The organism is Brevundimonas alba (assembly GCF_011927945.1).
Lineage (GTDB): Bacteria > Pseudomonadota > Alphaproteobacteria > Caulobacterales > Caulobacteraceae > Brevundimonas > Brevundimonas alba.
Genome location: NZ_JAATJM010000002.1, coordinates 296,415 through 322,160, shown reverse-complemented (window position 1 = coordinate 322,160; position 25,746 = coordinate 296,415). Strand labels below are relative to the sequence as shown.

23 protein-coding genes and 1 tRNA gene are annotated in these 25,746 nt (G+C 68.8%); 15 read left to right on the top strand and 9 right to left on the bottom strand.

The genetic code is table 11. The annotated features are described in order from the left end of the window. Nucleotides 1-11 precede the first annotated feature (11 nt). Nucleotides 12-1,394 carry a glutathione-disulfide reductase gene (gene gor, locus GGQ87_RS12040; RefSeq protein WP_168048088.1) on the bottom strand — a complete coding sequence of 461 codons (1,383 nt, stop codon included), beginning with the start codon at nt 1,392-1,394 and terminating at the stop codon, nt 12-14. A gap of 126 nt (nt 1,395-1,520) precedes the next feature. Here gor and GGQ87_RS12035 point away from each other — a divergent pair, with 126 nt between their 5' ends. Beyond that, complete coding sequence (locus tag GGQ87_RS12035) at nt 1,521-2,477, top strand: hypothetical protein (RefSeq protein ID WP_168048086.1); 957 nt, start codon at nt 1,521-1,523, stop codon at nt 2,475-2,477. A gap of 12 nt (nt 2,478-2,489) precedes the next feature. Here the strand turns inward: GGQ87_RS12035 and rpiA are convergent, their stop codons facing one another. After that, nucleotides 2,490-3,176, bottom strand: coding sequence for a ribose-5-phosphate isomerase RpiA (gene rpiA, locus GGQ87_RS12030; protein ID WP_168048084.1), 687 nt, complete (start codon nt 3,174-3,176; stop codon nt 2,490-2,492). Next, nucleotides 3,173-4,525 (bottom strand): bifunctional UDP-N-acetylglucosamine diphosphorylase/glucosamine-1-phosphate N-acetyltransferase GlmU, encoded by a 1,353-nt coding sequence (gene glmU, locus GGQ87_RS12025; protein WP_168048082.1) that lies wholly within the window; start codon nt 4,523-4,525, stop codon nt 3,173-3,175. The genes rpiA and glmU overlap by 4 nt, the downstream gene beginning before the upstream one ends. Before the next feature lie 65 nt (nt 4,526-4,590). Between glmU and GGQ87_RS12020 the strand changes: the two genes are divergently transcribed. Next, nucleotides 4,591-5,280, top strand: coding sequence for an HAD-IA family hydrolase (locus tag GGQ87_RS12020; protein WP_168048080.1), 690 nt, complete (start codon nt 4,591-4,593; stop codon nt 5,278-5,280). On the opposite strand, the gene GGQ87_RS12015 is transcribed toward GGQ87_RS12020, so the two are convergent. Together GGQ87_RS12015 and GGQ87_RS12010 are read right to left on the bottom strand one after the other, a co-directional pair. Beyond that, the gene (locus tag GGQ87_RS12015) at nt 5,274-6,581 is read right to left on the bottom strand and encodes a sugar MFS transporter (protein ID WP_168048078.1); all 1,308 of its coding nucleotides are present in this window, start codon (nt 6,579-6,581) and stop codon (nt 5,274-5,276) included. The two genes, GGQ87_RS12020 and GGQ87_RS12015, sit on opposite strands and share 7 nt — an antisense overlap. A gap of 64 nt (nt 6,582-6,645) precedes the next feature. Continuing rightward, nucleotides 6,646-7,050, bottom strand: a complete 405-nt coding sequence (locus tag GGQ87_RS12010; RefSeq protein ID WP_168048076.1) for a winged helix-turn-helix transcriptional regulator — start codon at nt 7,048-7,050, stop codon at nt 6,646-6,648. Nucleotides 7,051-7,155: 105 nt separating this feature from the next. On the opposite strand from GGQ87_RS12010, the gene GGQ87_RS12005 reads away from it, so the two are divergent. From GGQ87_RS12005 to alr, 7 genes are all read left to right on the top strand, one after another. Continuing rightward, a complete protein-coding gene (locus GGQ87_RS12005) occupies nt 7,156-7,893 on the top strand; it encodes an SDR family oxidoreductase (RefSeq protein ID WP_168048074.1) in 738 nt (245 codons plus the stop codon). Between the two features lie 90 nt (nt 7,894-7,983). Further along, nucleotides 7,984-9,273: a dicarboxylate/amino acid:cation symporter gene (locus GGQ87_RS12000; RefSeq protein WP_168048072.1), complete on the top strand. Its 1,290-nt coding sequence runs from the start codon at nt 7,984-7,986 to the stop codon at nt 9,271-9,273. Nucleotides 9,274-9,323: 50 nt separating this feature from the next. Beyond that, nucleotides 9,324-9,398, top strand: a tRNA-Val gene (locus GGQ87_RS11995). 87 nt (nt 9,399-9,485) lie between these two features. Further along, complete coding sequence (locus tag GGQ87_RS11990) at nt 9,486-11,675, top strand: DEAD/DEAH box helicase (protein ID WP_168048070.1); 2,190 nt, start codon at nt 9,486-9,488, stop codon at nt 11,673-11,675. Nucleotides 11,676-11,767: 92 nt separating this feature from the next. After that, a complete protein-coding gene (locus GGQ87_RS11985; protein ID WP_209282552.1) occupies nt 11,768-12,331 on the top strand; it encodes a putative periplasmic lipoprotein in 564 nt (187 codons plus the stop codon). 85 nt (nt 12,332-12,416) lie between these two features. Continuing rightward, nucleotides 12,417-13,499 carry an ABC transporter ATP-binding protein gene (locus GGQ87_RS11980; protein ID WP_168048066.1) on the top strand — a complete coding sequence of 361 codons (1,083 nt, stop codon included), beginning with the start codon at nt 12,417-12,419 and terminating at the stop codon, nt 13,497-13,499. 55 nt (nt 13,500-13,554) lie between these two features. Further along, nucleotides 13,555-14,598 carry an alanine racemase gene (alr, locus tag GGQ87_RS11975; protein WP_168048064.1) on the top strand — a complete coding sequence of 348 codons (1,044 nt, stop codon included), beginning with the start codon at nt 13,555-13,557 and terminating at the stop codon, nt 14,596-14,598. Here the strand turns inward: alr and GGQ87_RS11970 are convergent. Then, nucleotides 14,586-14,915 carry a hypothetical protein gene (locus GGQ87_RS11970; RefSeq protein WP_168048062.1) on the bottom strand — a complete coding sequence of 110 codons (330 nt, stop codon included), beginning with the start codon at nt 14,913-14,915 and terminating at the stop codon, nt 14,586-14,588. The two genes, alr and GGQ87_RS11970, sit on opposite strands and share 13 nt — an antisense overlap. A 79-nt stretch (nt 14,916-14,994) precedes the next feature. Here GGQ87_RS11970 and radA point away from each other — a divergent pair, with 79 nt between their 5' ends. The 6 genes from radA to GGQ87_RS11940 are packed head-to-tail and all read left to right on the top strand — an operon-like array spanning nt 14,995 to nt 21,758. Then, entirely contained in the window at nt 14,995-16,359 is a 1,365-nt protein-coding gene (radA, locus tag GGQ87_RS11965; protein ID WP_168048060.1) for a DNA repair protein RadA, read from the top strand. A 28-nt stretch (nt 16,360-16,387) separates the two neighbouring features. Beyond that, the gene (locus GGQ87_RS11960; protein WP_168048057.1) at nt 16,388-16,984 is read left to right on the top strand and encodes a CvpA family protein; all 597 of its coding nucleotides are present in this window, start codon (nt 16,388-16,390) and stop codon (nt 16,982-16,984) included. Nucleotides 16,985-17,009: 25 nt separating this feature from the next. After that, nucleotides 17,010-18,515, top strand: a complete 1,506-nt coding sequence (gene purF, locus GGQ87_RS11955; RefSeq protein ID WP_168048055.1) for an amidophosphoribosyltransferase — start codon at nt 17,010-17,012, stop codon at nt 18,513-18,515. A gap of 6 nt (nt 18,516-18,521) precedes the next feature. Then, a complete protein-coding gene (locus GGQ87_RS11950) occupies nt 18,522-18,866 on the top strand; it encodes a VOC family protein (RefSeq protein ID WP_168048053.1) in 345 nt (114 codons plus the stop codon). A gap of 46 nt (nt 18,867-18,912) precedes the next feature. Beyond that, nucleotides 18,913-19,665, top strand: a complete 753-nt coding sequence (locus tag GGQ87_RS11945; RefSeq protein ID WP_168048051.1) for an SDR family NAD(P)-dependent oxidoreductase — start codon at nt 18,913-18,915, stop codon at nt 19,663-19,665. A 41-nt stretch (nt 19,666-19,706) separates the two neighbouring features. Next, nucleotides 19,707-21,758, top strand: coding sequence for a hybrid sensor histidine kinase/response regulator (locus GGQ87_RS11940; RefSeq protein WP_342448358.1), 2,052 nt, complete (start codon nt 19,707-19,709; stop codon nt 21,756-21,758). Between the two features lie 46 nt (nt 21,759-21,804). Here the strand turns inward: GGQ87_RS11940 and der are convergent, their stop codons facing one another. The 3 genes from der to GGQ87_RS11925 are packed head-to-tail and all read right to left on the bottom strand — an operon-like array spanning nt 21,805 to nt 25,681. Beyond that, complete coding sequence (gene der, locus GGQ87_RS11935; protein ID WP_168048047.1) at nt 21,805-23,427, bottom strand: ribosome biogenesis GTPase Der; 1,623 nt, start codon at nt 23,425-23,427, stop codon at nt 21,805-21,807. Between the two features lie 32 nt (nt 23,428-23,459). Next, on the bottom strand, nt 23,460-24,887 hold the full coding sequence (locus tag GGQ87_RS11930; RefSeq protein WP_168048046.1) for a PQQ-like beta-propeller repeat protein: 1,428 nt from the start codon (nt 24,885-24,887) through the stop codon (nt 23,460-23,462). Between the two features lie 23 nt (nt 24,888-24,910). Beyond that, a complete protein-coding gene (locus GGQ87_RS11925) occupies nt 24,911-25,681 on the bottom strand; it encodes a tetratricopeptide repeat protein (protein WP_342448357.1) in 771 nt (256 codons plus the stop codon). Between the last annotated feature and the right edge of the window lie 65 nt (nt 25,682-25,746).

Here is a 25,746-nt window from a genome sequence, read left to right as displayed (position 1 = left end):
GCACGGCCCTCCTACCCTGCGTTGGTGTTCTGGGACTGCTTCTCTTTGAGGGTCACCAGTTCCTCGGCCATCGTGGGGTGGACGGCGCAGGTGGCGTCCCATTGGGCCTTGGTCAGGCCGGCCTTCACGGCGATGGCGGCGAGCTGGATCATCTCGGGCGCCTCGGGGCCGACGATGTGGACGCCGACGACGCGCTGGCTCGTGGCGTCGACGACCAGTTTCATCAGCACGCGTTCGTCGGATCCGGTGAAGGCGTATTTCATCGGCCGGAAGCGGGTGGCGTAGACATCGACCGCGCCGGGGCAGGTGTGGCGGGCCTCGCTCTCGCTGAGGCCGACGACGCCGACGGGCGGCTGGCTGAACACGGCGGTGGCCACGGCCTCATAGTCGAAATGGACCGGGTTGTTGCGGTAGACCGTCTCGTGGAAAGCGACGGCCTCGCGGATCGCCACGGGCGTCAGGTTCATCCGGTCGGTGACGTCGCCGATGGCCCAGATGTTGTCGGCGGTGGTCTTCGAATAGGGGTCGACCTTGATGGCCCCCTGCTCGTTCAGCTCCACGCCCGCCGCCTCGAGGCCGAGATTTTTGACGTGCGGGACCCGGCCGGTGGCGAACATGACCACGTCGGTCTCAATGGCCATCCCGTTGCCGAGGTGGTTGACGATGCCGGTGTCGGTCTTCTCCAGCGAGGTGTGCTGGCAGCCAAGGATGACCTTGATGCCGCGCTTCTCGATCTCGCCGGCGAGATGGGCGCGGACGTCGTCGTCGAAGCCGCGCAGGATGTTGGGGCCGCGATAGATCAGGGTGGTCTCGACGCCGAGGCCGGCGAAGATGCCGGCGAACTCCACGGCGATATAGCCGCCGCCCGCGATCATGATGCGTTTCGGCAGCTCCGGCAGGTGGAAGGCCTCTTCGGAGGTGATGGCGTTTTCGATGCCGGGGACGTCTTCGGGCTTCCAGGGCCGGCCGCCGGTGGCGACGAGGATCTTCTCGGCCGTGATGGTCTGGTCCTTGCCGACGATCTCGACGGTATGGGCGTCCTTGAGGACGGCGCGGCCGTGGATCAGGTCGACGCCGGCCTTGCCGAGGTTGGCGGCGTAGATGCCGGACAGGCGGGCGATCTCGACGTCCTTGGCCTGGAGGAAGGTCGGCCAGGCGAACTTTGTCCCCTCGAAGGACCAGCCGTAGCCCTCGGCGATCTCCAGGGCGTGGCTGACCTCGGAGGCCATGACCATGAATTTCTTGGGCACACAGCCGCGGATGACGCAGGTGCCGCCGACGCGGAACTCCTCGGCGATGCCAACGCGCTTGCCGCCGAGGGCGGTCAGGCGGGCGGCGCGGACGCCGCCCGAGCCGGCGCCGATGACGAAGAGGTCGTAGTCGTAATCGGCCATGAGGCGTCGGCTCCGTTGCGCGCGACCGACTTAGGGTCCGGCGTCAGGGGGAGCAAGGGCGACCAGCTTGACCGCCCTGTGGAGGGGCGCATACTGCCGGGCGAACGGCTGACAAGGATGTGGCCTATGGTTGTGATCGCTTTCGCCGCCCTGCTGGCCGCCGCGCCGATGCAGACCCCGCAGGTTCCGCCGGCGCCCCAGACCGCACCCCAGACTCCTCCGGGCGAGGAGCCGGCCGATCTGGGCGAGATCGAGGTCACCGGACGGCCGCTCGACACCATGATCCGCAGCTTCGTCAACGAGGTGGCGGAGCCGAACAACCGGCGCGGACTGGCCCGCTGGGACGACCGCATCTGCATCGGGGTGGCCAATCTGAGGGCCGAACCCGCGCAATATATCATCGACCGCGTCTCGACCGTCGCCGAGGACCTCGGGGTCATTCCGGGAGAGCCCGGATGCACGCCGAACGTGATCATCGTCGCCTCGGCAGATCCGGACGCACTCGCCCGCCAGCTGGTGGAAGAGCGGCGGCAGGCCTTCCGCATGGGCGGCTCGGGTATGGATCGCGGCGGCGACGCGCTGGGCGAATTCGTCAGCTCCGACGCCCCGGTGCGGTGGTGGCAGGTCAGCATGCCCACGGACGCCGAGACCGGCGGCCGGGCGACCCGGATTCCCGGCGAGTGCCGCAACTCGTGCGACAACCCGCTGGACATGGCCCCCATCGTCCAGGTGTTCGCGGCCTCGCGCCTGCAGACCCAGATCGTCGACTACATCTTCCGCACCGTCGTGATCCTCGACATCGATCAGGTGGGTCGGGTGTCCGGCCAGCAGTTGGCGGACTATGTGGCCATGGTCACCCTGGCGCAGATCGATCCGGACGCGGACACCAGCCGCTACGCCTCGATCCTGAACGTGTTCGACACGCCGGACGCTGCGGACGGGCTGACCGCCTGGGACCAGGCCTATCTGAACGGCCTCTACGACGCCGAGCGGACCCGCAAGAACCTGCGGGCCGGACGGACGGAGATCGCGGACTCAATCCACCGGGCGCACAACACGCTGCAGGACGAAGAAGCGGAGTAGTTCGCCGGCCGGTCAGGGCGTCAGCAGCTCGACGCCGCCGTCGGTGCCGATGATCGCCTCGTCGGCGAGGTCGAGGAACAGGCCGTGCTCGACCACGCCGGTGATCAGCTTCAGGTCGTCGGCGAGCCGGGCCGGATCGTGGACCGCGCCGCATTTCGCGTCATAGATCAGGTTGCCGCCGTCGGTGCGGACGAGGCCGCGGTCGGCGGTCCTGACCCGGGCCGGCATGGCGATCTCGTGGTCAATCAGGACGTCGGCGATGCGGTTGGCGGTGGTCTTGTGCCCGAAGGCGACGACCTCGATGGGCAGGGCGAAGGCGCCGAGGGTTTGAACCACCTTGGCGGCGTCGGCGATGACGAGGCAGCGGGCCGAGGCTTCCCAGACCAGTTTCTCGCGCAGCAGGGCCGCGCCGCCGCCCTTGATCAGGGCGAGGCCGGGCCCGACCTCGTCGGCGCCGTCGACGGTCAGGTCGATGCGGGGAGAGTCCTCCAGGGTGGAGAGCGGCAGGCCGAGTTCGCGCGCCAGTTCGGCGGTGGCCTCGGAGGTCGGGACGCAGCGGAGGCCGGTCAGGTTGCGGGCGGCCAGGGCCCTCACGAACCAGGCCGCGGTGGAGCCGGTGCCGAGGCCGACGGTCATGCCCGCCTCGACGCGGAGGGCGGCGGCTTCGCCGGCGAGACGTTTCTGGGTGTCCGCGCTCATTTCTTCGCCGCCTTCTTCGCCCGCATGGCGTCCATAAACCGGGCGGCCCAGCCGGGTTTGGCGCTCTGTTCGCCGCGGCCGAGGGCGAGGTCCCCGGGGTCGACGTCCTTCGTGATTACCGAGCCGGAGCCGACCATGGCGCCGGCGCCGATGGTCACGGGGGCGACGAGAGAACTGTTGGAGCCGACGAAGGCCCCCTCGCCCACCGTGGTGCGGTGTTTGAAGAAGCCGTCGTAGTTACAGAAGATGGTCCCGGCCCCGATGTTGGCCCTGGCGCCGACGTCGCCGTCGCCGAGGTAGGCGAGGTGGTTGGCCTTGGCGCCCGCGGCCATGCGGACGTTCTTCACCTCAACGAAATTGCCGACCTTGACCTTCTCGCCGAGATCCGCGCCGGGGCGCAGGCGGGCGTAGGGGCCGACCTCGGCGCCGGCGGCGACGGTGGCGCCCTCCACATGGCTGAAGGCGCGGATGCGGGCGCCGGAGGCGATCTTCGCGCCGGGGCCGAAGACGACATAGGGCTCAATCGTCGTGCCGCCGCCGACCTCGGTGTCGAAGGCGAAATGAACGGTGTCGGGGGCGGGCATGGTGACGCCGGCGGCCATCAGGGCCTCCCGCTTCGCCCGCTGGAACAGGGTCTCGGCGACGGCAAGTTCGGACTGGGCGTTGACGCCCATGACGGCGTCTTCGGGGGCGAAGACGGCGCGGGTCGGGGCGCCGCGTTTGCGGGCCAGCTCGACCACGTCGGTCAGGTAGTATTCGCCCTTGGCGTTGTCGTTGCGGACCTCGCGCAGCAGGTCGAACAACAGGCCGACGGGGGCGGCCATGACGCCGGAGTTGCAGGCGGTCAGGGCCAGAACCTCGGGCGACGCCTCCTTGGCCTCGGTGATGGCGGCGAGCTGGTCGCCGTCCATGACGAGGCGGCCGTAGGCGCCGGGGTCGGCGGCCTCGAAGCCGATGACGGTGACGCCGTCGTGGGCGGCGAAGACCGGCTCGATGTCGGCAGCGGTCAGCAGGGGCACGTCGCCGTAGGTGATGACCACCTGACCGACGAATTCGCCCAGCACCGCCTCGGCGGCGCGGACGGCGTGGCCGGTGCCGAGCGGCGGGTCCTGAACGGCGATGGCGTCCTCGCCCAGCCGTTTAACGACGTGGTCGCGGACCTCCGGCGAGTGGGCGCCGACGACGACCACGATCCGCTCGCAGCCGAGGGCCTCGGCGGCGTCGATGGCGTGGTCCAGCATGGCGCGGCCGCCGACGGGGTGCAGCACCTTGGGCAGGGGCGACTTCATCCGCGTGCCCTGGCCAGCGGCGAGGATGATGGCTGCGCGTGGATGCGGGGTGCTGGTCATGAATCGGTCCGGCGGTTAGGCGTTCGGTCGGTCTAGCCCATTGGGGCGACCGGCGGGAGAGGACGATGGCTGAGCGGGATCTGGACGGCTGGACCATCGCCTTCGATCTGGACGGGACGCTGGTGGAGACGGCGGCGGACCTGATCGGGACGCTGAACCGGATGCTGGCGGCGCGGGGCATTGCGCAGATGCCCGTCGAGGCGGCGCAGCATCTGGTCGGGCATGGGGCGCTGGCGCTGCTGCGACACGGGTTCCAGGAGGCCGGCGCGGTCTGGGAGGACGCGCAGGCCCCTGCCCTGCTGCAGGAATTCCTCGACGACTATCTGGCCAACATCGCCGTGCACAGCCAGCCCTATGAGGGGGTGGTGGAGACGCTGGACCGGCTGGCGGCGCGGGGGGCGATTCTGTGCGTGGCGACGAACAAGCGGACGGACCTGTCGGTGGCGCTGATCGAGGCGCTGGGGCTGGGCCGGCATTTCGCGGTGGTCTGCGGGCCGGACCGGGTCTCGGCGCGCAAGCCGGACGGAGCGCACGTGCGCGAGGCCGTGCAGATGGCCGGCGGCGATCCGACCCGGAGCATCATGGTGGGCGACGGGGCCCCGGACGTGCAGGCGGCGAAGAACGCAGGGGTGCCGTGCGTGGTGGTGACCTTCGGCTATACGCCCATCCCGGCGGCGGAGCTGGGCGGCGACGTGCTGATCGACCGGTTCGCGGAGCTGGAGGCGGCGGTCGGGCGGCTGATCGCGGCTCAGTAGGGCTCGACCGGGGTCTCGACCGCGGCGGCGGACGAGCGGCGGCAGTAAGTCGCGAAGGCGACGATGACGGCGTAGCAGACGATCGGCACGATCAGGGCCACCCGGAGCGTCGAGGCGTCGGCCACGGCGCCGGTCAGGGGCGGGATCAGGGCGCCGCCGACGATGGCCATGCAGATGATGCCCGAGCCCTCGGCGGCCCGCTTGCCGAGCCCCACCGAGGCCAGGGTGAAGATGGTCGGGAACATGATCGCATTCATCAGGCCGACCGCGAGGATGGCGACGCCGGAGACGGTCCCGCCGGTCAGGGCCGACAGCGACAGCAGCAGGATAGAGCCGGAGGCGACGGTCGCCAGCACGATCCACGGCTGGACCACGCGCAGGACGGCGGCGCCGATGAAACGGCCGACCATGGCTCCGCCCCAGTAGAAGACGAGCAGTTCACCCGCCTGACGCGCGGCGAGGCCGAGGGTGTCGGCCTGCATCAGATAGTTGACCATGATGCTGGCGACCGCGACTTCGGCGCCGACATAGACGAAGATTCCGAGCGAGCCGAAGGCGAAGCGGGGTCGCTTCAGCAGGGCGAAGGCCTGGGCCACGTTGACGGCGGGGCCGTGGTCCTCGGTCAGGCGGCGGCGGTTCATCCAGACCACGGCGGCGACGACGAAAATGGCGGCGGCGATGGCCAGATAGGCCCAGGTGATGACCTGCGTCTCCTGTGCCCGGTAGGCGGTCAGGGCCGGGCCGGTCAGGGTCGACGGATCGACGGTCGCCAGCGTGCCGAGGATGACGATGGCGCCGACGTAGGGGAAGACGGTGGTGCCCAGCGAGTTGAAGGCCTGGGCGAAGGTGAGGCGGCTGGAGGCGGACTTCGCCTCGCCCAGCATCGAGATCAGCGGATTGGCCACGACCTGAACGATGGTCACGCCCGAGGCGAGCACGAACAGGGCGGCAAGGAAGGCCGGAAACTGGCCGGTGTTGGCGGCGGGCAGGAACAGCAGGCAGCCGCCCATCATGACCAGCAGGCCGAGCGCCGCGCCCCTGAGATAGCCGGTGCGGCGGATCAGCAGGGCCGCCGGCAGGGAGACGATGAAATAGGCGGCGAAGAAGGCCGACTGGATCAGCATGGCCTCGAAATAGTTGAGCTCGAACAGCTCCTTGAGCTTGGGGATCAGGACATCATTGAGGCTGGTGATGCCGCCGAAGATGAAGAACAGCCCGAACACGAACCACTGCAGCGTCCCGACATCGGCAGGAGCGGCGGCGTCGGAGGAGGCGGAGCGAGGTGCGGGCGTGTCGATCATGCGGCGACGCTAGCCCGCGCCACGGATTCTGCAAAGGAAGCGCCCCCACCCCGCGATGCGGGTGTCAGGCCTGCTTCGCGGCGTCGAAGGCGGAGCGCGCGGTCTCGATGCGATCGAGGTGAGTCTCGGCCCAGCTCCACACGCCGCAGAAGGCTTCCGACAGGCTGTGGCCCATGTCGGTGAGGCGGTATTCCACCTTGGGCGGGATGACGGGGTGGACGGTCCGGATGACGAGGCCGTCGCGCTCCATCTGGCGCAGGGTCTGGGTCAGCATCTTCTGGCTGATTCCGCCGGCCAGTTCGCCGATGCGGGTGAAGCGCAGCTCGCCGTGTTCCTCGAGCACCTCGAGCAAGATCATGGTCCATTTGTCGGCGACGCGGCCGATGACCTCGTTGACCAGCGCCTCGATCCGGGGGCCGAGCGGCGGATGGGCGGGGGAGTGGTGAGCCTGAGGGGCAGCGTCAGCCATGACTCTCTCTTGGGTAACTACAGCACGTTTCGGTGCCTACTTTCTGATCGTAAGTGTAGGGTTTAGATCAGCGGCTGTCGGAAATCCAATCGACGGAGAACACCCATGGACACCCGCAACGACACCATTCTGATCACCGGCGGCGGCTCGGGCATCGGCAAGGCCATGGCCGAGGCGCTGCACGCCCGCGGCGCCAAGGTCATCATCGCCGGACGCCGGCGCGAGGCGCTGGAGGCGGTCACGGCCGCCAACTCCGGTATGGCCTTCGAGACCCTCGACGTGGCGGACGCCGCCGATGTGAAGGCCTTCGCCGCGCGGGTCATCGCCGCCCACCCGGACCTCAACGTGGTCATCAACAACGCGGGGATCATGGTGGCCGAGGACGGGATCGACCTCGACATCGCCGAACAGACGGTGGCCATCAATCTGCTGGGGCCGATCCGGCTGACGGCGGCGCTGCTGCCGCATCTGAAGTCGAAGGCGCGGGCCAGCGTGGTCACCGTCTCGTCGGGACTGGCCTTCGTGCCGCTGGCGGCGACGCCGACCTATTCGGCGACCAAGGCGGCGATCCATTCGTGGAGCCAGTCGCTGCGACATCAGCTGCAGGACACCCGTGTCGAGGTCATCGAATGGGGCCCGCCGGCGGTGGCGACGGACCTGATGCCGGGCCATGCGGAGAACCCAAACTCCATGCCGCTGGCCGAATTCACGGCGGAGAGCCTCGCCCTGTTCGAGGCGGGCGGGCACGACGAAATCCTCGTCGAGCGGGTGAAATTCCTGAGCGGCGCGGCGGACCGGGGCGAGTATGCGGCGGTGTTCGCGGCGCTGAACGGGCCCCGGTGAGGCCATCCCCGCCGGAATTGCAGCCGAAGCGGTTGCGGTTCGGGCGGGGAACCAACATCTGAGCGGCCCCTTCCCCTCCCCGGCCGTCCAATGTTCCGTCGCTTCTTCGCCATTCCCCTCTGGCAGCGCACCGCCGCCGGTTTCGCCCTCGGCATCGTCGCGGGCCTGATCCTGCGTGAGCGCGCCGAGGTTTGGCTGCAGCCGATCGGCGACGTCTATCTGAACCTGATCCGGATGGTGGTGGCGCCGCTGGTGCTGTTCACCATCGCATCGTCGATCGCCAAACTGGGCGAAGGCGTCGGCGCGGTGCGGCTGGGGGTGCGGACGCTGGTGTGGTTCGCCATCACCTCCCTGCTGGCCGTGCTGGTCGGCTTCGCCTTCGGCCATCTGATCAACCCGGGGCTGGGGCTGGAGAACCTGCCGCTGGGCGAGGTGAAGGCGCGGGAAATCCCGACGCCGCTGGACGTGCTGATCGGCATCGTGCCGACGAATCCCTTCGCCGCCCTCAGCGAGGGCAAGGTGCTGCAGATCATATTCTTCTCGGCTCTGGTCGGCGCGGCGCTGGTGGCGCTGGGCGACCGGGCGCAAGGCGTGCGGCGGCTGGTCGATGAGGGGGCGAGCATTATCTTCCGCATTACACGCTGGGTGATCCAGCTGACGCCGTTCGGGGTGTTCGGCCTGATCGGCTCGGTGGTGGGCGGCTACGGCTGGGAGGCGCTGCTGCCGCTGGGCAAGTTCATCTTCGCCATCTACGCCGCCTGCCTGTTCCACATTCTGGTGGTCTATTCCGGCCTGCTGAAGCTGCATGGGCTCAAGGTGCGCAGCTTCTTCCGCGGGGCCTTCGCGGCGCAGCAGACGGCGTTCGCGACGTCGTCCTCGCTCGGCACCCTGCCGATCACCCTGCGCCAGACGGTCGAGCGGCTGGGCGTGCCGCAGGCCTATGCCGCCTTCGCCGTGCCGCTGGGCGCCAACGTCAAGATGGACGGCTGCGGAGCCATCTATCCGGCCATCGCGGCCATCTTCATCGCCCAGCATTTCCAGATCGACCTGAGCCTGACCCAGTATGTGCTGATCGGGCTGACGGCGGTGCTGGGGTCGCTGGGCACGGCGGGTGTGCCCGGCACCTCCATCGTCATGCTGACCCTGACGCTGTCGACGGCGGGCCTGCCGCTGGAGGGCATCGGCTACATCGTCGCCATCGACCGGATCATCGACATGATGCGAACCGCGACCAATGTGACGGGCCAGATGCTGGTCCCGGTGCTGGTGGCGCGGGAGGAGCGGATTCTCGACGAGGACATCTACGACGGACGCGTCGCCTGGCTGCCCGGCGACCCGGACGCGGAGACGCCGGACGCCGTGAAGGCGGCGGGCATCTGACGCTTGCCAGCACGGGACGAGCAAGCTATGTCCCCGCCTCCCCGATTGATGGATGCGTAGCTCAGCGGGAGAGCACCTCGTTCACACCGAGGGGGTCACAGGTTCAATCCCTGTCGCATCCACCATTTCGCCGTTATCTCCCCCTACAGGCCGCCGTCCGCCGCTCTCCGCGCCGACCGTTCGCGCGCTGAATCGTGCTATTGGACCGCCCCATGCCCTTCCCCGCCAGTCATCCCGCGCTCGACCGCGCGCTTTCCGCCCGTGGCTATGCCGAGCCGACGCCGGTTCAGTCCGCGGTTCTTGAGGCCTCTCTGAACGAAGATGGCTCTGGACGTGATCTGCTGGTCTCGGCGCAGACCGGTTCGGGCAAGACCGTCGCCTTCGGCCTGGCGCTGGCCCCGACCCTTCTGGGCGAGGCGGAGAAGTTCGCGGAGTTCGGTGCGCCGGTGGCGCTGGTGATCGCCCCGACCCGTGAGCTGGCGCTGCAGGTGTCGAACGAGCTGCAGTGGCTGTACGCCCAGACCGGGGCGCGGATCGTCTCCTGCGTCGGCGGCATGGACCCCAAGGTCGAGCGGCAGGCGCTGAACCGCGGCTGCCACATCGTCGTCGGCACGCCCGGCCGTTTGCGCGACCACGTCGAGCGCGGCGCGCTGGACCTGTCGACGCTGCAGGCCGTCGTGCTGGATGAAGCCGACGAGATGCTGGACATGGGCTTCCAGGAAGACCTGACCTTCATCCTCGACGCGGCCCCGGCCGAGCGCCGAACCCTGCTGTTCTCGGCGACGCTGGCGCGCGACATCGTGCAACTGGCCAAGACCTATCAGAAGGACGCGCTGCGGATCGACACGGTCGCGGGCGCGGGATCGCACGCCGACATCGAATACAAGGCCATCCGGGTCGCGCCGAACGAGGTCGAACTGGCTGTCGTCAATGTGCTCCGATACTTCGAGGCCCCGGGCGCGCTGGTCTTCGCCAACACGCGCGAGCGGGTGAAGCATCTGACGTCGAGCCTGCGCGAGCGCGGCTTCTCGGTCGTCGGCCTGTCCGGCGAACTGACGCAGAGCCAGCGGTCGGAAGCGCTTCAGGCGCTGCGGGACGGCCATGCGCGGGTCTGCGTCGCCACCGACGTGGCCGCGCGCGGTCTGGACCTGCCCGATCTGGGTCTGGTCATTCACGCCGAGATACCGGTGAACAAGGCCGGCCTGCTGCACCGGTCGGGCCGTACGGGCCGAGCCGGCAAGAAGGGCGTCTCGGTCCTGCTGGTCAGCTATACGCGCCGCCGCAAGGTCGAGCTGATGCTGGGTTCGGCCGGGATCACGGCCGAGTGGTCGGGGCCGCCGAGCGCCGAGATGATCGTCGAGAACGACCGCAAGCGGATGCTGGCCGATCCGGTTCTGACTGCTCCGGTCGAGGACGAGGACATGCTGGCGATGGGCCGGCAGCTGCTGGGGAAGAGCACGCCCGAGCAGATCGCGGCCGCCCTGATCCGCCTGTACCAACAGAAGCTGCCGGCGCCGGAAGAGGTCTATGACGACGAGCGGATGAAGCGCCAGCAGGCCACCGGCAAGAACGACAAGGGCCAGGCGGACGTGCCCTATACGGACTTCGCCCGCGGGGGCGACATGGCGTGGTTCCGCATCAACATCGGCCGCGACAAGAACGCCGATCCGAAATGGCTGATGCCGACCATCTGCCGTCTGGGGCATGTGACCAAGCGCGACATCGGTTCGATCAAGATCTTCGAGCGCGAGACCAAGTTCGAGATCACCCAGGAGATGAAGGCCAAGTTCGAGGCCGCCATCGCCCAGGGACTTGAGGACGGAGTGAAGATCGATCCGGCCGTGAAGCCGGGTCCGTCGGAGAAGCCGGTCAGCCGCTGGGACAAGAAGCCCGGCGCGGGCGGCGATCGCCCCGAGAAGAAGCCGTGGGCCAAGCGCGAGGACGGCGACAAGCCGGCCTGGAAGGCCCGCGAGGACCGTCCGCAAGGCGAGAAGAAGCCTTGGGTGAAGCGCGAGGACTCTGCTGCTCCGGCCGAGGGGAGGAAGCCCTGGGTCAAGCGCGAGGATGGCGACAAGCCGGCCTGGAAGGCGCGCGAGGACCGTCCGCAGGGCGAGAAGAAGCCTTGGGTGAAGCGTGAGGACTCCGCCGCTCCGGCGGCCGAGGGCAAGAAACCCTGGGTCAAGCGCACCCCCGATACGCCGACGCCTCCGGGCAAGAAGCCGTGGGTCAAGAAGCCGTCCGCCGAGGGCAAGACGCCCTGGGCGCCGCGCTCCGACGCCGACGCCGCTCCGGCCGCCGCGGGCGACCGGCCGTGGAAGGGCAAGCCCAAGGGCGGCGACCGTCCGTGGGCGCCCAAGGATGCGCGCGGCAAGGTCAGAGGCACCAGGAAGCCGAACGGCTAGTCGGCCGCTCGGGCCCATCCGCCGCCAAATAACAGTGATTGACGGACTATTTGATACGGTTAGGTTCTACCATTTGTTGTGGAGCCGCTGTCATGAAGTCACCGTTTCTACTGGCCGCAACCTGTCTCTCGCTAGCCGGGTGCCAAACCTTGGGACCGTCTGCGCTGGGGCGGAATATCAATCCGCCGCCCTTGGCCTTGGCTATGGTCGACAGCAGTCTGCAGCACGCTGAACTCGCCGCAGCCTTGATCGCGGTCTCAGACCAACGGTGCGAGGACTACCTCGTCGGCGTCACTGTTCAGCGCAACAGCGGCTCCAGCACCCTGAGCGTGGTTGCGGACGCCTTGGGGACCGTCGGTGGTCTTGCAAGCGAGGCTGCGGCAGCGAATGCCTTTGCCGCCAGTTCCCTATTCGTCAACAATACGAGCAAGACGCTGAACGCCAACGTTTTCGGCGGCCGCGACTTCGCGATTATCTATGACGCCGTCAAACGGGGGAGGGACGCAGAGCGCCGCGTCTTACTCGACCGGGGCATGAACGGCGATTTTGACGCCTTGGGTCGCAACCAAGTGCTCGCGGAGATTTACCCCTACGACCTAGATTGCGGGATCAGTTACGGGCTATCGCGGATTTCGGCGGCGGTTGCCGCTTCCTGACAAGGGACGCGACGGCTGCCACCAACATTGCGCAGACGCCGTAACCGCTTACACTGCCTTGATCACGAGCTTGAGGCGGGAATACATGGCGGACGTGCGGCTGACGGGCGTGACCAAACGCTTCGGCGCGACCGAGGTGCTGAAGGGCATCGACCTGGAGATCGCGGACGGGGAGTTCGTGGTCTTCGTCGGGCCGTCGGGCTGCGGCAAGTCGACCCTGCTGCGGACCATCGCCGGGCTGGAAGAGGCGGACGGCGGCGAGATCGCCATCGGCGGACGTGCGGTCAACGACCTGTCGCCGTCCGACCGGGGCATCGCCATGGTGTTCCAGTCCTATGCGCTCTACCCGCACATGAACGTCTATGAAAACATGGCGTTCGGACTGAAACTTGCAAAGCTGGACAAGGCCGAGATCGACCGGCGCGTGCGGGCCGCGGCCGAGACGCTGAACATCACCGACTATCTGGAGCGCAGGCCGAAGGCGCTGTCCGGCGGACAGCGGCAGCGGGTCGCCATCGGGCGCGCCATCGTGCGCGAGCCGAAGGTCTTCCTGTTCGACGAGCCGCTTTCGAACCTCGACGCCGCCTTGCGCGTGCGGATGCGATATGAGTTCGCCAGCCTGCACGAGCGGCTGAAGACCACGATGGTCTATGTCACCCATGACCAGGTCGAGGCGATGACGCTGGCGGACCGGATCGTGGTGCTGAACGGCGGCGTGATCGAGCAGGTCGGCCGGCCGATGGAACTGTACGAACGGCCGCGCAACCTGTTCGTCGCCGAGTTCATCGGCAGCCCGAAGATGAACCTGCTAGCGGCGGAGATCGTCACGGCCTCGGCGAAGGGCGCGACGGTGCGCACTACAGCTGGCGAGAGTGTGAAGGTCGCGGTCGACGCGTCGCGGGCAAATGCGGGCGATCGGGTGACCCTGGGCGTGCGGCCGGAGCATCTGACCTTAACCGGCAAGGACGACGCGGTCGCCGCGACCGTGACCTTCGTCGAGACGCTGGGGCACGCGACCTATGCCTATCTGCAGGCGGGCGAGGCGGCGGTGACGGTGCTGCTGCCAGGCGATGCGCGGCCCGCGGCCGGCGAGGCGCTGAAGCTGCGCGTCCCGGCGGCGCAGGCTCACTTGTTCGATGCGAACGGCGAGGCCTTCGCGCGGCTCTGAGGCGTTCGTCCCCGCAGCGTGTTGCATCGCACAACGGGCTGGCTCTAGATGCGCCATGCCCGCTCCGTCCCCGGCCTCATTGACCATTGACCTCGAGGCGCTCGCCGCCAACTACCGCACGCTGGAAGCCGTGGGCGGCGTGCCGGTGCATCCGGTGGTCAAGGCCGACGCCTATGGACTGGGCGCGGTCGCCTGCGCCGGACGGCTGATGCGGGAGGGAGCGCGGACCTTCTTCGTGGCCCGGACCCGGGAGGGCGAGAGCCTGCGCGCGGGGCTGGGGCCGGGGCCTGCGATCTACGTGCTGGACGGGTGTCTGACGGGCCGCGCAGCGCGGATGCGGGAGGCGGACCTGCGGCCGGTGGTGAACACCCCGGCGCAGCTGGCGGAATGGCAGGCGGCAGGCGGCGGACGCTGCGGGCTGCAGATCGACACCGGCATGAACCGGCTGGGATTCCGGGCGCAGGACGCGCCAGAGCCGTTCGATGGTCTCGATCTCGTGCTGAGCCACCTCGCCTGCGCCGACGCCCCGTCAGAGCCGATGAACGGGCGGCAGCGGGAGGCCTTTGCCCTGACGGCGGCGCGCTATCCCGGGACGGTGCGGTCGTTCGCCAACTCGGGTGGCGTCTTCTTGGGCAGGGACTACGGCTTCGACGCTTCCCGGCCCGGCATCTGCCTGTACGGCGGCGGGCCGGAAGGACGGCCGGATCCGCGCATCCGGCCGGTCGCGACCTTCGCCGCCGAGGTGCTGCAGGTGCGCGACGTGCCGGCAGGCGAGAGCGTGGGCTATTCGCGCGGCTTCGTCGCCGATGCGCCGCGTCGGATCGCGACAGTGGCGGCGGGATATGCGGACGGGGTGCTGCGCAGCTACAGCCCGCGCGGGCAGGTCGGGGTCCGCGGGGTGCTGCGGCCGATCACGGGGCGGATTTCGATGGACGTCTGCGCGGTGGACGTGACGGGGCTGGACGTCGCGGTCGGCGATCCGGTCGAGCTGTTCGGCCCCAACCGGATGCTGGACGAGGCGGCGAGCGCGGCCGGGACCGTGGCGTGGGAGCTGCTGACCTCGGTGGGCGCGCGCGTGCCCCGGCGCTACGTCGGCTGAGACCGGGCGCCTGACTGCGTCAGGGCGACGGCGAACATCGCGAGGATCAGGGGCGCGGCGACGATGAACAGCGGCCGCGCGATCGCCGCCCAGCGGCTGGCGACCTCGTCATTCAGCTCGGCGTACCGCCCGGACAGCAGCCAGCCGAGATAGCCGAAGACGTCCAGCGGATTAGTGAAGGGATCCGGGGCGTCGGCGGCCTTGCCGGTCTCCTTCAGCTTGCGCACCCGGACCAGCAGACGCCAGGCGCTGAGGCCGTACGCCATGGCCGCCACCCAGGTGACGCCGAACAGGATCATGAAGGTGTTCTCGGACATTCGGGCCCTACGTCAGAATTGGTCGTAGGGTTTCCGGAGCCCCCTGCCCCGCCCGCACCGACTCCTGTAAGCCAACAGCATGGCTCGCGACGGTGCAATCTATGTTTGTCAGTCCTGCGGGGCGGTCCACGGCAAGTGGTCTGGCCAGTGCAGCGCGTGCGGCCAGTGGAATTCGATCGTCGAGGAGAGCCGGTCGGCCCCGCCCGGCGCGCTGAAACCGGCGGCGAGCAGCCGCACGCGCGGGGTTCAGTTCGAGACACTGCAGTCCGACACGCCCGAGCCGCCGCGCATCGTCACCGGGGTGACGGAGTTCGACCGGGTATGCGGCGGCGGCGTGGTGCCGGGATCGGCCATATTGCTGAGCGGCGATCCGGGCGTGGGCAAGTCGACCCTGCTGCTGGACGTGGCGGGACGGGCGGCGATGTCCGGGCGGCGCGTGGCCTATATCTCGGGTGAGGAGGCGGTCGAGCAGATTCGGGCGCGGGCGAAGCGGATGGGGCTGGAGAAGGCGCCGGTCGAGCTCGCCTCGGCGACGGCGCTGCGGGAAATCCTCGGCACGCTGAAGCGCGAGAAGTTCGACATCGTCATCGTCGATTCGATCCAGACCCTCTGGTCCGACGCACACGAGGCGGGCCCGGGCTCGGTCACCCAGGTGCGGGCCTGCGCCGGCGAGATGGTGCGGCTGGCCAAGTCGCAAGGCGTCGCCGTGGTGCTGGTCGGGCATGTGACCAAGGACGGACAGGTGGCCGGGCCACGCGTCGTCGAGCATATGGTCGACGCGGTGCTGAGCTTCGAAGGCGAGCGCGGCTATCCGTTCCGCATCCTGCGGGCGGGCAAGAATCGCTTCGGGGCGACCGACGAGATCGGCGTGTTCGAGATGGGCGACGCGGGGCTGCGCGAAGTGGCCAATCCGTCCGCCTTGTTCCTCGGCGAGGGCAAGGACCGGGCGCCGGGCGCCGCGGTGTTCGCAGGCATAGAGGGATCTCGGCCGGTGCTGGTCGAGGTGCAGGCGCTGGTGTCGAAATCGGCGTACGGGACGCCGCGCCGGGCGGTCGTGGGTTGGGACACCGGGCGGCTGGCCATGGTGCTGGCGGTGCTGGAGGCGCGATGCGGCTTCGGCTTCGGCGATCAGGACGTCTATCTTAACGTGGCCGGCGGCCTGCGCATCAACGAGCCGGCGGCCGATCTGGCGGCGGCGGCGGCGCTGGTCAGTTCGGCGACCGACATGCCCCTGCCGCAGGGCTGCGTGGTATTCGGCGAAATCAGCCTGTCGGGCGAGATCCGCGCCGTCGGTCGGGCCGAGGCGCGGCTAAGGGAGGCGCAGAAGCTGGGCTTCGACCAAGCCCTGTCGCCGCCGCTGACTGTCAAGGACAAGGGGGTGAAGGTGACCTCGGTGAACCGGCTGACCGAAGCGGTCGAACGAATCTCGCAAAACCGCTACTGAGGACGGAACGTCCTCCTCCCGAGCCCCCATGACCGGTTTCGACGTCATCGCCATTCTGGTCATCCTCGCCTCGGCCGCGGCCGGCTGGGTGCGGGGCGGCACGCGCGAGATCATCACCCTGCTGAGCTTCGTGCTGGCGGCGTTCATCGCGCTGGTGGCCCTGCCCATCACGGCGCCGATCGGGCGGGGGCTGATCAATCCGGACTGGGCAGGGACGATCGTTGCGGCGCTGGTCTCGTTCCTGCTGATCTATTTCGGCGTCCGCATCTTCGGCTCGATCCTGTCGAAGCGGGCGCAGGCCCACCCGCAGTTGGGCGGCATCGACCGGTTCATCGGCGTGTTCGTCGGGGCCGGACGCGCGCTGGTGCTGCTGGGCGCCATCCATCTGGTCGTCGTGGCGGCGATGCCGGGCGAGAAGACGCCGCGTTGGCTGACGGACGCGGCCTTGCGGCCCCTGACCGCCGGCGCCGCGCGGGCCATCCAGATCATCCTGCCGGGCATCGGACGGGGCGCGGATGCGCTGTCACCGGTGGTCAGTTCATCCGTGAGCAAAGGGTTTTCGGACGAGGAAGCCTTGCCCCCGACAAAATCCAGGCCTACCTCCCCGCGCGCCGCCCCCCAGTAGTAGTCCGGTCATCGGAGCCCCGACGATGCGCCATTCCATCGCCGAACCCGTCGTTCACCGCGAACATTGGCGTGACGCCGATGACGACCAGCTGCGCCTCGAATGCGGCGTCTGCGGCGTCTGGGGCGCGGAGCCCAACGCTGGTTCGGCCATCGTCGCCTTGGGCCTGCACGCCCTGCAGCATCGCGGGCAGGAAGCCTGCGGCATCGCCAGCGTCCATGACGCCCGCTTCTACACCGAGCGCCATCAGGGCCTGGTCGGCGAGGCCTTCGGCGGGGCGGACCTGTCGGAGCGGATGCCCGGCTCGGCCGCTATCGGCCACACCCGCTATTCGACCTCGGGCGGGTCATTCCTGCGCAACATCCAGCCGATGTTCGCCGATCTGGACAGCGGCGGCATCGCCATCGCCCACAACGGCAACCTGACCAACTTCCTCTATCTGCGGAACCAGCTGGTCGGCGAAGGCGCGATCTTCCAGTCGACGTCCGACTCCGAAGTCATCCTTCATCTGATCGCCCGCAGCCGGAAGGCCAAGATCGTCGACCGCTTCATCGACGCCATCGGCCGGATCGAGGGCGGCTACGCCCTGGTCTGCCAGACCCGGTCCAAGATGATCGGCGCCCGTGACCCGCTGGGCATCCGCCCGCTGGTGCTGGGCCGGCTCGGCGACGCCTGGGTGCTGGCGTCCGAAACCTGCGCGCTGGACACCATCGGCGCGACCTTCGAGCGCGATGTGGAACACGGCGAGGTGGTCGTCATCGATGCGGACGGTCTGCAGTCGCTGAAGCCGTTCCCGACGCGCGGCGCCCGCCCCTGCCTGTTCGAATACGTCTACTTCTCCCGCCCCGACAGCGTCGTGAACGGCAAGTCCGTCTATGACGTGCGCAAGCGGATGGGCCGGGGTCTCGCCCGTGAGCACGGCGTCGAGGCGGATGTGGTCGTGCCGGTGCCTGACTCGGGTGTGCCGGCGGCTCTGGGCTATGCGCAGGAGAGCGGCATTCCCTACGAAATGGGGATCATCCGCAGCCACTATCTGGGCCGGACCTTCATCCAGCCGAGCCAGGGCGCCCGGCAGAAGGGCGTGCGCATGAAGCACAGCCCGAACCGGTCGGTGATCGAGGGCAAGCGGGTAGTGCTGATCGACGATTCGATCGTGCGCGGCACGACCTCGGTGAAGCTGGTGCGGGCCGTCCGCGCCGCTGGGGCCACGGAAGTGCACCTGCGCTCGGCCTCGCCGCCGATCCTGTGGCCGGACTTCTACGGCATCGACATGCCGGAGCGTGACCAGCTGATCGCCGCCAACAAGACGCTGGAAGAGATGCGCGCGCAGCTCGAGGTCGATTCGCTGGGCTTCCTGTCGGTCGACGGCCTGTACGACGCCATGGAGGCGGGGCCGCGCGATCCGCGCAATCCGCAGTTCACAGACCACTATTTCACCGGCGAATACCCGACCCGTCTGCTGGATCGGGAGATCGAGGAAGGCGGGCGCGAGGTGGCGGCGCGGCAACTTTCGCTGCTGGTGAGCGCTTAGGATCGCATGATCCAGCTTGGCTACTTCACGATAGACACTTTGGACGTCGACAAGGCGCGCGCCTTCTATGGCGCCCTGTTCGGCTGGACCTTCGACGAGGCGGCGTCCAAGCCGACCTATGCCCATGTCGAGGGCTCGGACCCGGCCTTCGGCTTCACCAAAGTCGAGCGGGCCAAGGACTTCACCCACCTGTATTTCCGCGTCGACGACGTGGACGCCCTGTGCAAGCGGGTGATGGAACTGGGCGGCAAGGCGGCCGTGCCGTCGGACAGCGCCTCGGGCCGGTCCGTCGTGGTCTCCGACGATCAGGGCGTCAGCTTCAGCCTGTGGACCCCGGCGCCCGGCTACTGAGGCGGTTTCGCTTTCGGCGGATGAAACGGCGCGCTATCAGGCCGCCATGTCAGACCTTCCCCTGAAAGACCGCATCGCCCTCGTCGTCGGCGCTTCACGCGGCATCGGCTACGAGAGCGCGTTGGCGCTTGCCAAGGCCGGTGCCCACGTCATCGCCACGGCGCGGACGCAGGGCGGGCTGGAAGAGCTGGACGACGCCATCTTCGCCGCGACCGGGCGGCACGCCACCCTGATCCCGTTCGATCTGGTGGACGGCGGGGCTATCGACCGGCTGGGCGGGGCGATCTTCGAGCGTTTCGGGCGGCTGGACGTCTGGGTGCAGGCGGCGGCGACCATGGGCGCCGAGGGGCTGACGCCGGTCAGCCACGCCGACCCGCGCGGCTTCGCCAAGGTCGAGAAGACCAATTTCACCGCGGTCTATCGCCTGATCCGCTCGCTGGAGCCGCTGCTGAAGGCGTCGGACGCCGGGCGGGTGATCCATGTGACGACCAGCGTGGCCAGCGCGCCCAAGGCGTTCTGGGGCGCCTACGCCGCGACCAAGGCCGGGGCCGAGGCGCTGATGAAATGCTGGGCCGACGAGATCGAGTCGATGCCGATCCGGGTGTCCATCGTCGATCCGGGCCGGATGCGGACCCAGCTGCGAGCGCAGGCCTATCCGGGCGAGGATCCGCAGGACGTCATCCACCCGTCGGCCATCGGCCCGCTGCTGGTGGAACTGGCGCGGGGCGACATGCAGCCGCCGCTGGAGGTCAGCTTCAGGGAGTGGAGCCTGGGACCGGGCGTGGCGGGGCTGGTCTAGACGGCACAGCCAATCGCTGCGTTTAGCAAGCCTTTGCGATTTTGACGCGATTGTCCTCCGGTAGGTGGAGTGACAGTTTCTTGCTTCTGAATTTCAGTGAAGGGTATTTCGCCGCCGTCGCCCGGGCGAGCCAAGATGTCATGCGCATCCTGGATCTGGACGGCGTCGTCGAATACATGAACGACCGCGGCTTGGAACTGCTGGAGATCGAGCGGTTCGACGTCAATCAGGGACGCCGCTGGGAGGACCTGTGGCCGGTCGCCGCCAGGCCCCGCATCGCCGCGGCGCTTGAGCACGCGCGGGGCGGCCAGGCGTCCGAGTTCACAGCGTATTGCCCGACGGCAAAAGGCCGACCGCGCTGGTGGCAGACCGTTGTATCCCCCGTCCGGGATGGGCACGGCGGGGTCGCCCGATTGCTGGCCACATCGCGTGACGTCACGGCCGAACACCGCCGCGAGGCCCGACTGAAACTCGCGGTCCGGCGGGCGCAGGAAGCCAATGCCGCCAAGGAATCCTACCTGCGCTATCTCAAGGAAGCGCTGGAGGTGCTGCCCGCGGGCCTCGCGTTTTATGACGCCGACGACCGCCTGGTCATCTGGAACCGGCAGTATGTGGCGGCGGGCGGCGCGGACGATGACGGCAAGAGCAGCCTGAAGGTCGAGCTCAGCTTCGCCGATCTTCTCCGCGCCGATCTGGCGGACGGTCGTCATCCCGAAGCCGCTGGCCGGGAGGAGGAATGGCTGGCGGACCGGCTCGCCGCGCGCCGGGAAGCAACCGGATCGCATGAGCAGGAACTTTCCAACGGCCGCAGCTACCGTTTCGAGGACCGCCGCCTGTCCGACGGCGGCATCGTTTCCATTGCCGTCGACATCACCGACCTGAGGCGGCGCGAGGCCGCCCTTGAACGAGGCGCAGCGGAGTTGCTGACGGCCAAGGCGGCCGCCGAAACCGCCAACCACGCGAAGAGCGAATTCCTCGCCAATATGAGTCACGAGATCCGCACGCCCCTGAACGGCGTGGTGGGCATGGCCGATCTGCTGTGCCGCGGGCCCCTGCCCGACAAGGCGCGCGAGATTGCCGAGATCATCCGCTCGTCGGGCCAGACGCTGGAGCGCCTGCTGTCCGACATCATCGATCTCGCCCGGGTCGAGTCGGGCGCCATCGCGCTGGAGCATACCACCTTCCATCTGGGCGATGCGATCCGGAGCACGGTCGCCCTGTCCCGCCTCAAGGCCGAAGAGAAGGGCCTGCGACTGGACCTGACGATCGACCCCGGCCTGGACGGGCCGGTTGCCGGAGACCCGACGCGCACACGGCAGATCCTGACCAATCTTCTCTCCAACGCGGTCAAATTCACCGATGCGGGGGGCGTCGAGGTTCGCGCGGAGGTCGTCCGGGAGAGCCTGTTCAGCCTGTCCGTGAGGGACAGCGGCGTCGGCTTCGACGCGACCGACAGGGCCCGTGTCTTCCGCCGCTTTGAACAGGCGGACGGCTCGATCACCCGGCGGTATGGCGGGTCCGGTCTCGGTCTGGCCATCTGTCAGCAACTGACCGAGTTGATGGGTGGGCATATCGACTGCACGAGCGAACCCGGTCAGGGCTCGACCTTCCGGGTGGAACTGCCGCTGGTCCGTGTCGAGACGCCGGCAAGCGCTCCGGTGGAAGCCGACCTGCCCGAAGTGTTCGAAGGCGCCCTGAGGGTTCTGGTGGCGGATGACCACGCTACGAATCGCAAGGTTGTCGACCTGATCCTTACCGGCGCCGGGGCCATCACGACCTGCGTGGAGGACGGCGCAGAGGCAGTAAAGGCGTTCCGGACCGGCGACTTCGACCTGGTGCTGATGGACATGCAAATGCCAGTGCTGGACGGCCTGTCCGCGGTGCGCGCCATTCGCGAATGGGAAGCGGCGGCAGGCCGGGTTCCGACGCTGATGATGATGCTGACCGCCAACACCTTGCCGGAGCACGTCGCGGCGGCGGGCGACGCCGGGGCGGACGGCCATATCGCCAAGCCGATCACCGCCGGGCGACTGCTGGCGGCGGTGGAGGATGCACTCAGCGCCGGCGTGGGGTCGCCGCCGCCGACCGCCTGACCTTGGGCCACAGGCGGGGAGCCCCGCCCCCGGAGGTCCCGCCCGCCTACTTCTTCGGCGCGTGCTTCTGGCCTGTCCGGACCCGGCCGGACCGGGACACCTGTCTGGCCCCTCCCCGCGCGCCCTTCTGGACGGCGACGGACGAGCCGGCCTTCTTGTTGGCGCTGGCCTTGAGGCCCGCCAGCGGCTTGGTCTTGCCCTTGCCGGCCTTCTTCTGCTCCAGCGCCTTGCCGGGCAGGTTGGACAGGCGGTCCTCGCGCTCGGCCTTCTTGATGACGCGGCGCGGCGCGGTCTTGGCGTCGCCCTTGTAGCGCTCGGGGCCCGATTTCGAGCCGCCGGGGGCGTAGGGATTCTCGCTGCCCGACTTGACGATCAGGCGGATCGGCGTGCCCGGCAGGTCGAAGGACTCGCGCAGATTGTTGACCAGATAGCGCTTGTACTGCTCGGGCATGGACTCGGCGCGGCTGGCCATCAGCACGAAGGTCGGGGGCCGGGCCTTGGTCTGGGCCATGTATTTGGGCTTGATCCGCTTGCCGTCGACGGCGGGCGGCGGATGCCTCTGGGTGGCGAGGGCCAGCCAGGTGTTCAGGTCCTTGGTCTTGACCTTGACCGACCAGGTGGCGTGGGCTTGCAGCACGGCCGGCATCAGCCGCTCCACGCCGCGGCCGCTGTGCGACGACAGGGCCACGAAGGGCGAGCCCTTGAGCTGGGGCAGCTTGTCCTCGGCCATCTGGCTGAGCTTGGCCAGTTTCGACTGGGGTTCGGTCTCAAGGTCCCATTTGGCCGCGACATAGACCAGCGCCCTGCCCTCGCGCTCGACGAGATCGGCGAGTTGCAGGTCCTGGGTGTCGAAGGCGTCGTCCTTGTCCATGACCAGCACAACCACCTCGGCGAAGGTGATGGCGCGGATGGTGTCGGCGACCGACAGCTTCTCCAGCTTCTCCTGCACCCGGGCCTTGCGGCGCATGCCGGCGGTGTCGACCAGCCGGATGTTGTGGCCTTCGTACTCCCAGTCGACGGAGATGGAGTCGCGGGTGATGCCGGCCTCGGGGCCGGTCAGCATGCGGTCCTCGCCGATCAGGCGGTTGATCAGGGTCGACTTGCCCGCATTGGGGCGGCCGATGATGGCGATGCGGATCGGCTTGTCGGGTTCGTCGACCTCTTCGATGAAGATGTCGGCGCTGGCCGCGACGATGGCGGCGTAGAGATCGGCCATGCCCTCGCCGTGCTCGGCCGAGATGGCGACAGGCTCGCCGAAGCCGAGGGCATAGGCCTCGCCGATGCCGCCGCCGCTCTCGCGACTCTCGGACTTGTTGGCCAGCAGTACGACGGGCTTGTGCTGGTGACGCAGCCTGTCGGCGAAGATGCGGTCCAGGGCGGTGACACCCTCGCGGGCGTCCATCATGAACATGATCAGGTCCGCGTCTTCAAGCGCCGCCTCGGTCTGTTCGCGCATCCGCGATTCGAGGCTTTCGTCGGTGACGTCCTCGTAGCCGGCGGTGTCGATCAGCGTCAGGTCCATGTCGCCGATGTTGCCGTCGGCGTAGCGACGGTCGCGGGTCACGCCCGGGCGATCATCGACCAGCGCGAGGCGCTTGCCGACGAGGCGATTGAACAATGTCGACTTGCCCACGTTCGGGCGGCCGACGATGGCGACTTTGAGAGCCATGTCGGCCTTCTAACGCAGAATGGGGTGTTCGGTCAGCGGATGCTGATCAACTGGCCCCGATCGGTGAGCACATAGAGGGCGCCGTTGTAGGCGGCCGGGGCGATGAAGGCCGGTCCGCCCAGACGCACCGAGGCGGTCTGCAGGCCTGTCTTCGGATCGAAGGCGACCAGTTCTCCGTCGGAATTGGTCAGCACCAGACGGTTCGAGGCCAGCAGCGGACCCGACCAGACCGGACGCACGGTGCGGTCGAAGAAGCCGAAGAAGCCGCCCTCCTGACGCACGCGGCCCTCGTTGAGGTCGCGCGTCCAGTAGACCTGGCCGGTCTCGCGGTTGACCACCGTGAGCTCGCCCGCCTTGGAGACGATATAGACCACGTCGCCGGTCGGCAGCGGGGCGTTGACGCCCGCGATGGGCAGCTGCCACTTGGGCTGGCCGGTGCGCACGTCGATGGCGGACATCAAGCCGGAGTGGCCGATGGCGTAGACGATGCCGCGGCTGACCACCGGACGGCCGGCGATGTCGCGGATTTCCGACAGGGCGCTGGTGCGGCTGGTGCGCGACAGGACCTGCTGCCAGACGGGCTGGCCGGTGGAGGCGCGCAGGGCGACCAGTTCGCCCGAGGAGAACGGGGCGATGACGGTCTCGCCGGTCACAGCCGGGCTGGAGGCGCGCATGATGCGGGCCGGCTCGGGAATGCCGCGGTAGGCCCAGACCTGCTGGCCGGTGTTCACGTCGAAGGCGAACATCTGGTTCTCGACGTCGACGACATACACGCGCGAGCCGGAAACCGTGGGCGCGCCGTGGATCGGCACGTCGACGGGGGTCGTCCAGACCACCGCGCCCGTGGCCTGATCGACCGCGGTGACGGTGCGATAGCCCGAGGAGATGAAGACCTTGCCGCCGCCGACGGCCACGCCGCCGCCGAAGCCGCCACCGGTCGAGCTGCCGCCGCCCAGGCCCGGCAGGCTGAACATGCTGCGGCGGAACTCTTTCTCGTCCGGCTTGACGCTGACCTTCCAGGCCACATCGCCGCTGCCGGCGTCGACGGCCGTAACGGTGGCCTCGCCGTCGAGCACGAACACCCGGCCGTTGTCGGCCACGACCGGAGCCATGACCTGACGGGTGTTGGCCGAGCCGGCGCCGATGTCGCGCCGCCAGGCGATGGCGAAGTCAGGGGCCGCCACGACGTGTTCGACGGCGTTCTCGGCGTTGCCGCCGGGCTGGTTCCAGGAGGTGGCCGGCTGGGGTCCGGGCAGGAAGAAGTCGCGGCCGGAGAGCGCGGCGGACGGCGCCAGCTGCTGTTCGAACTCCAGCACCGAGACGCGCTGGCCTTCGGTGGCCGTGGCCTGGGGCGCGTCGCGGCCTCCGAGACCGAAAGGCAGAACCTTCCGCACCGTGCCGCACGAGGCGACGGTGACGGCGAGGCCGCACAGCAGGGCGACTTTAAGCACGCGGTTCATGGCGGACGTCCTGAAAGCGGGGATCACGGGCGGACCGGGGCGGCGGCGGGGGCGGCTGCGGGAGCACCCTGGCCGACCTGCGCGGGCCGGGCGGCGGCGGCGGCCTCGGCCGCGGCCATGGCGTCGACGATCTGCTTGAGATTGGGAGCCACGCCGGAGTCGATGGCGGCGATGGTCAGGTCGGCGCCCTGGGTCAGTTCCCGCGGCGTATCGAGGCTGTTCTTGAGGACCACCAGACCCGAACGGGCCTCGGCGACCTTGCCGTGCTGTAGCTGGGCCATGGCGAGGGTGTAACGGGCGAAGGCGCGGAACGGACGGTCTTCCTCGATCAGCGGCTCCAGCCGGGCCTGAATGTCCTCGAGGCTGGCCGTGTCGACCAGCAGCATGGCGGCCTTCCAGCTGGCGGCATCGGCGATCAGCGGATCGCGGCTGGTCTTGGCCGCCTCATCGAACAGGGCGACGGCGTCGGTGATGCGGTTGGCCTGAACGGCGATGCCGGCGCGATGCTGCAGCGCCAGCGCCTTGTAGGCGGCATTGCCCTCTTCCGCCGCCTGACGGAAGGCGGCGTCGGCGCCGACGGGGTTGTTCGCCTCGAGCGATTCCAGACCGCGCTGGTAGGCGATCGAGGCCTTGTCAGCCTTCGAGGTTTCCATCTTCTGCCAGCCCCACCACGCCAGGGCGGCGATCAGGGCGACCAGAAGCACGCCGCCGACAACGGGCAGCCAGGTGCGGGCGAGCCGCTTGTATCGATCGGAGCGAAGCTCCTCCTCGACCTGATCGAAGACATCAACCACGGTAGCGTCGCCCCAAAAGTCGCAGAAAATCCAACCGGCCGGACCCTAGAGGCTCACTTAACGCA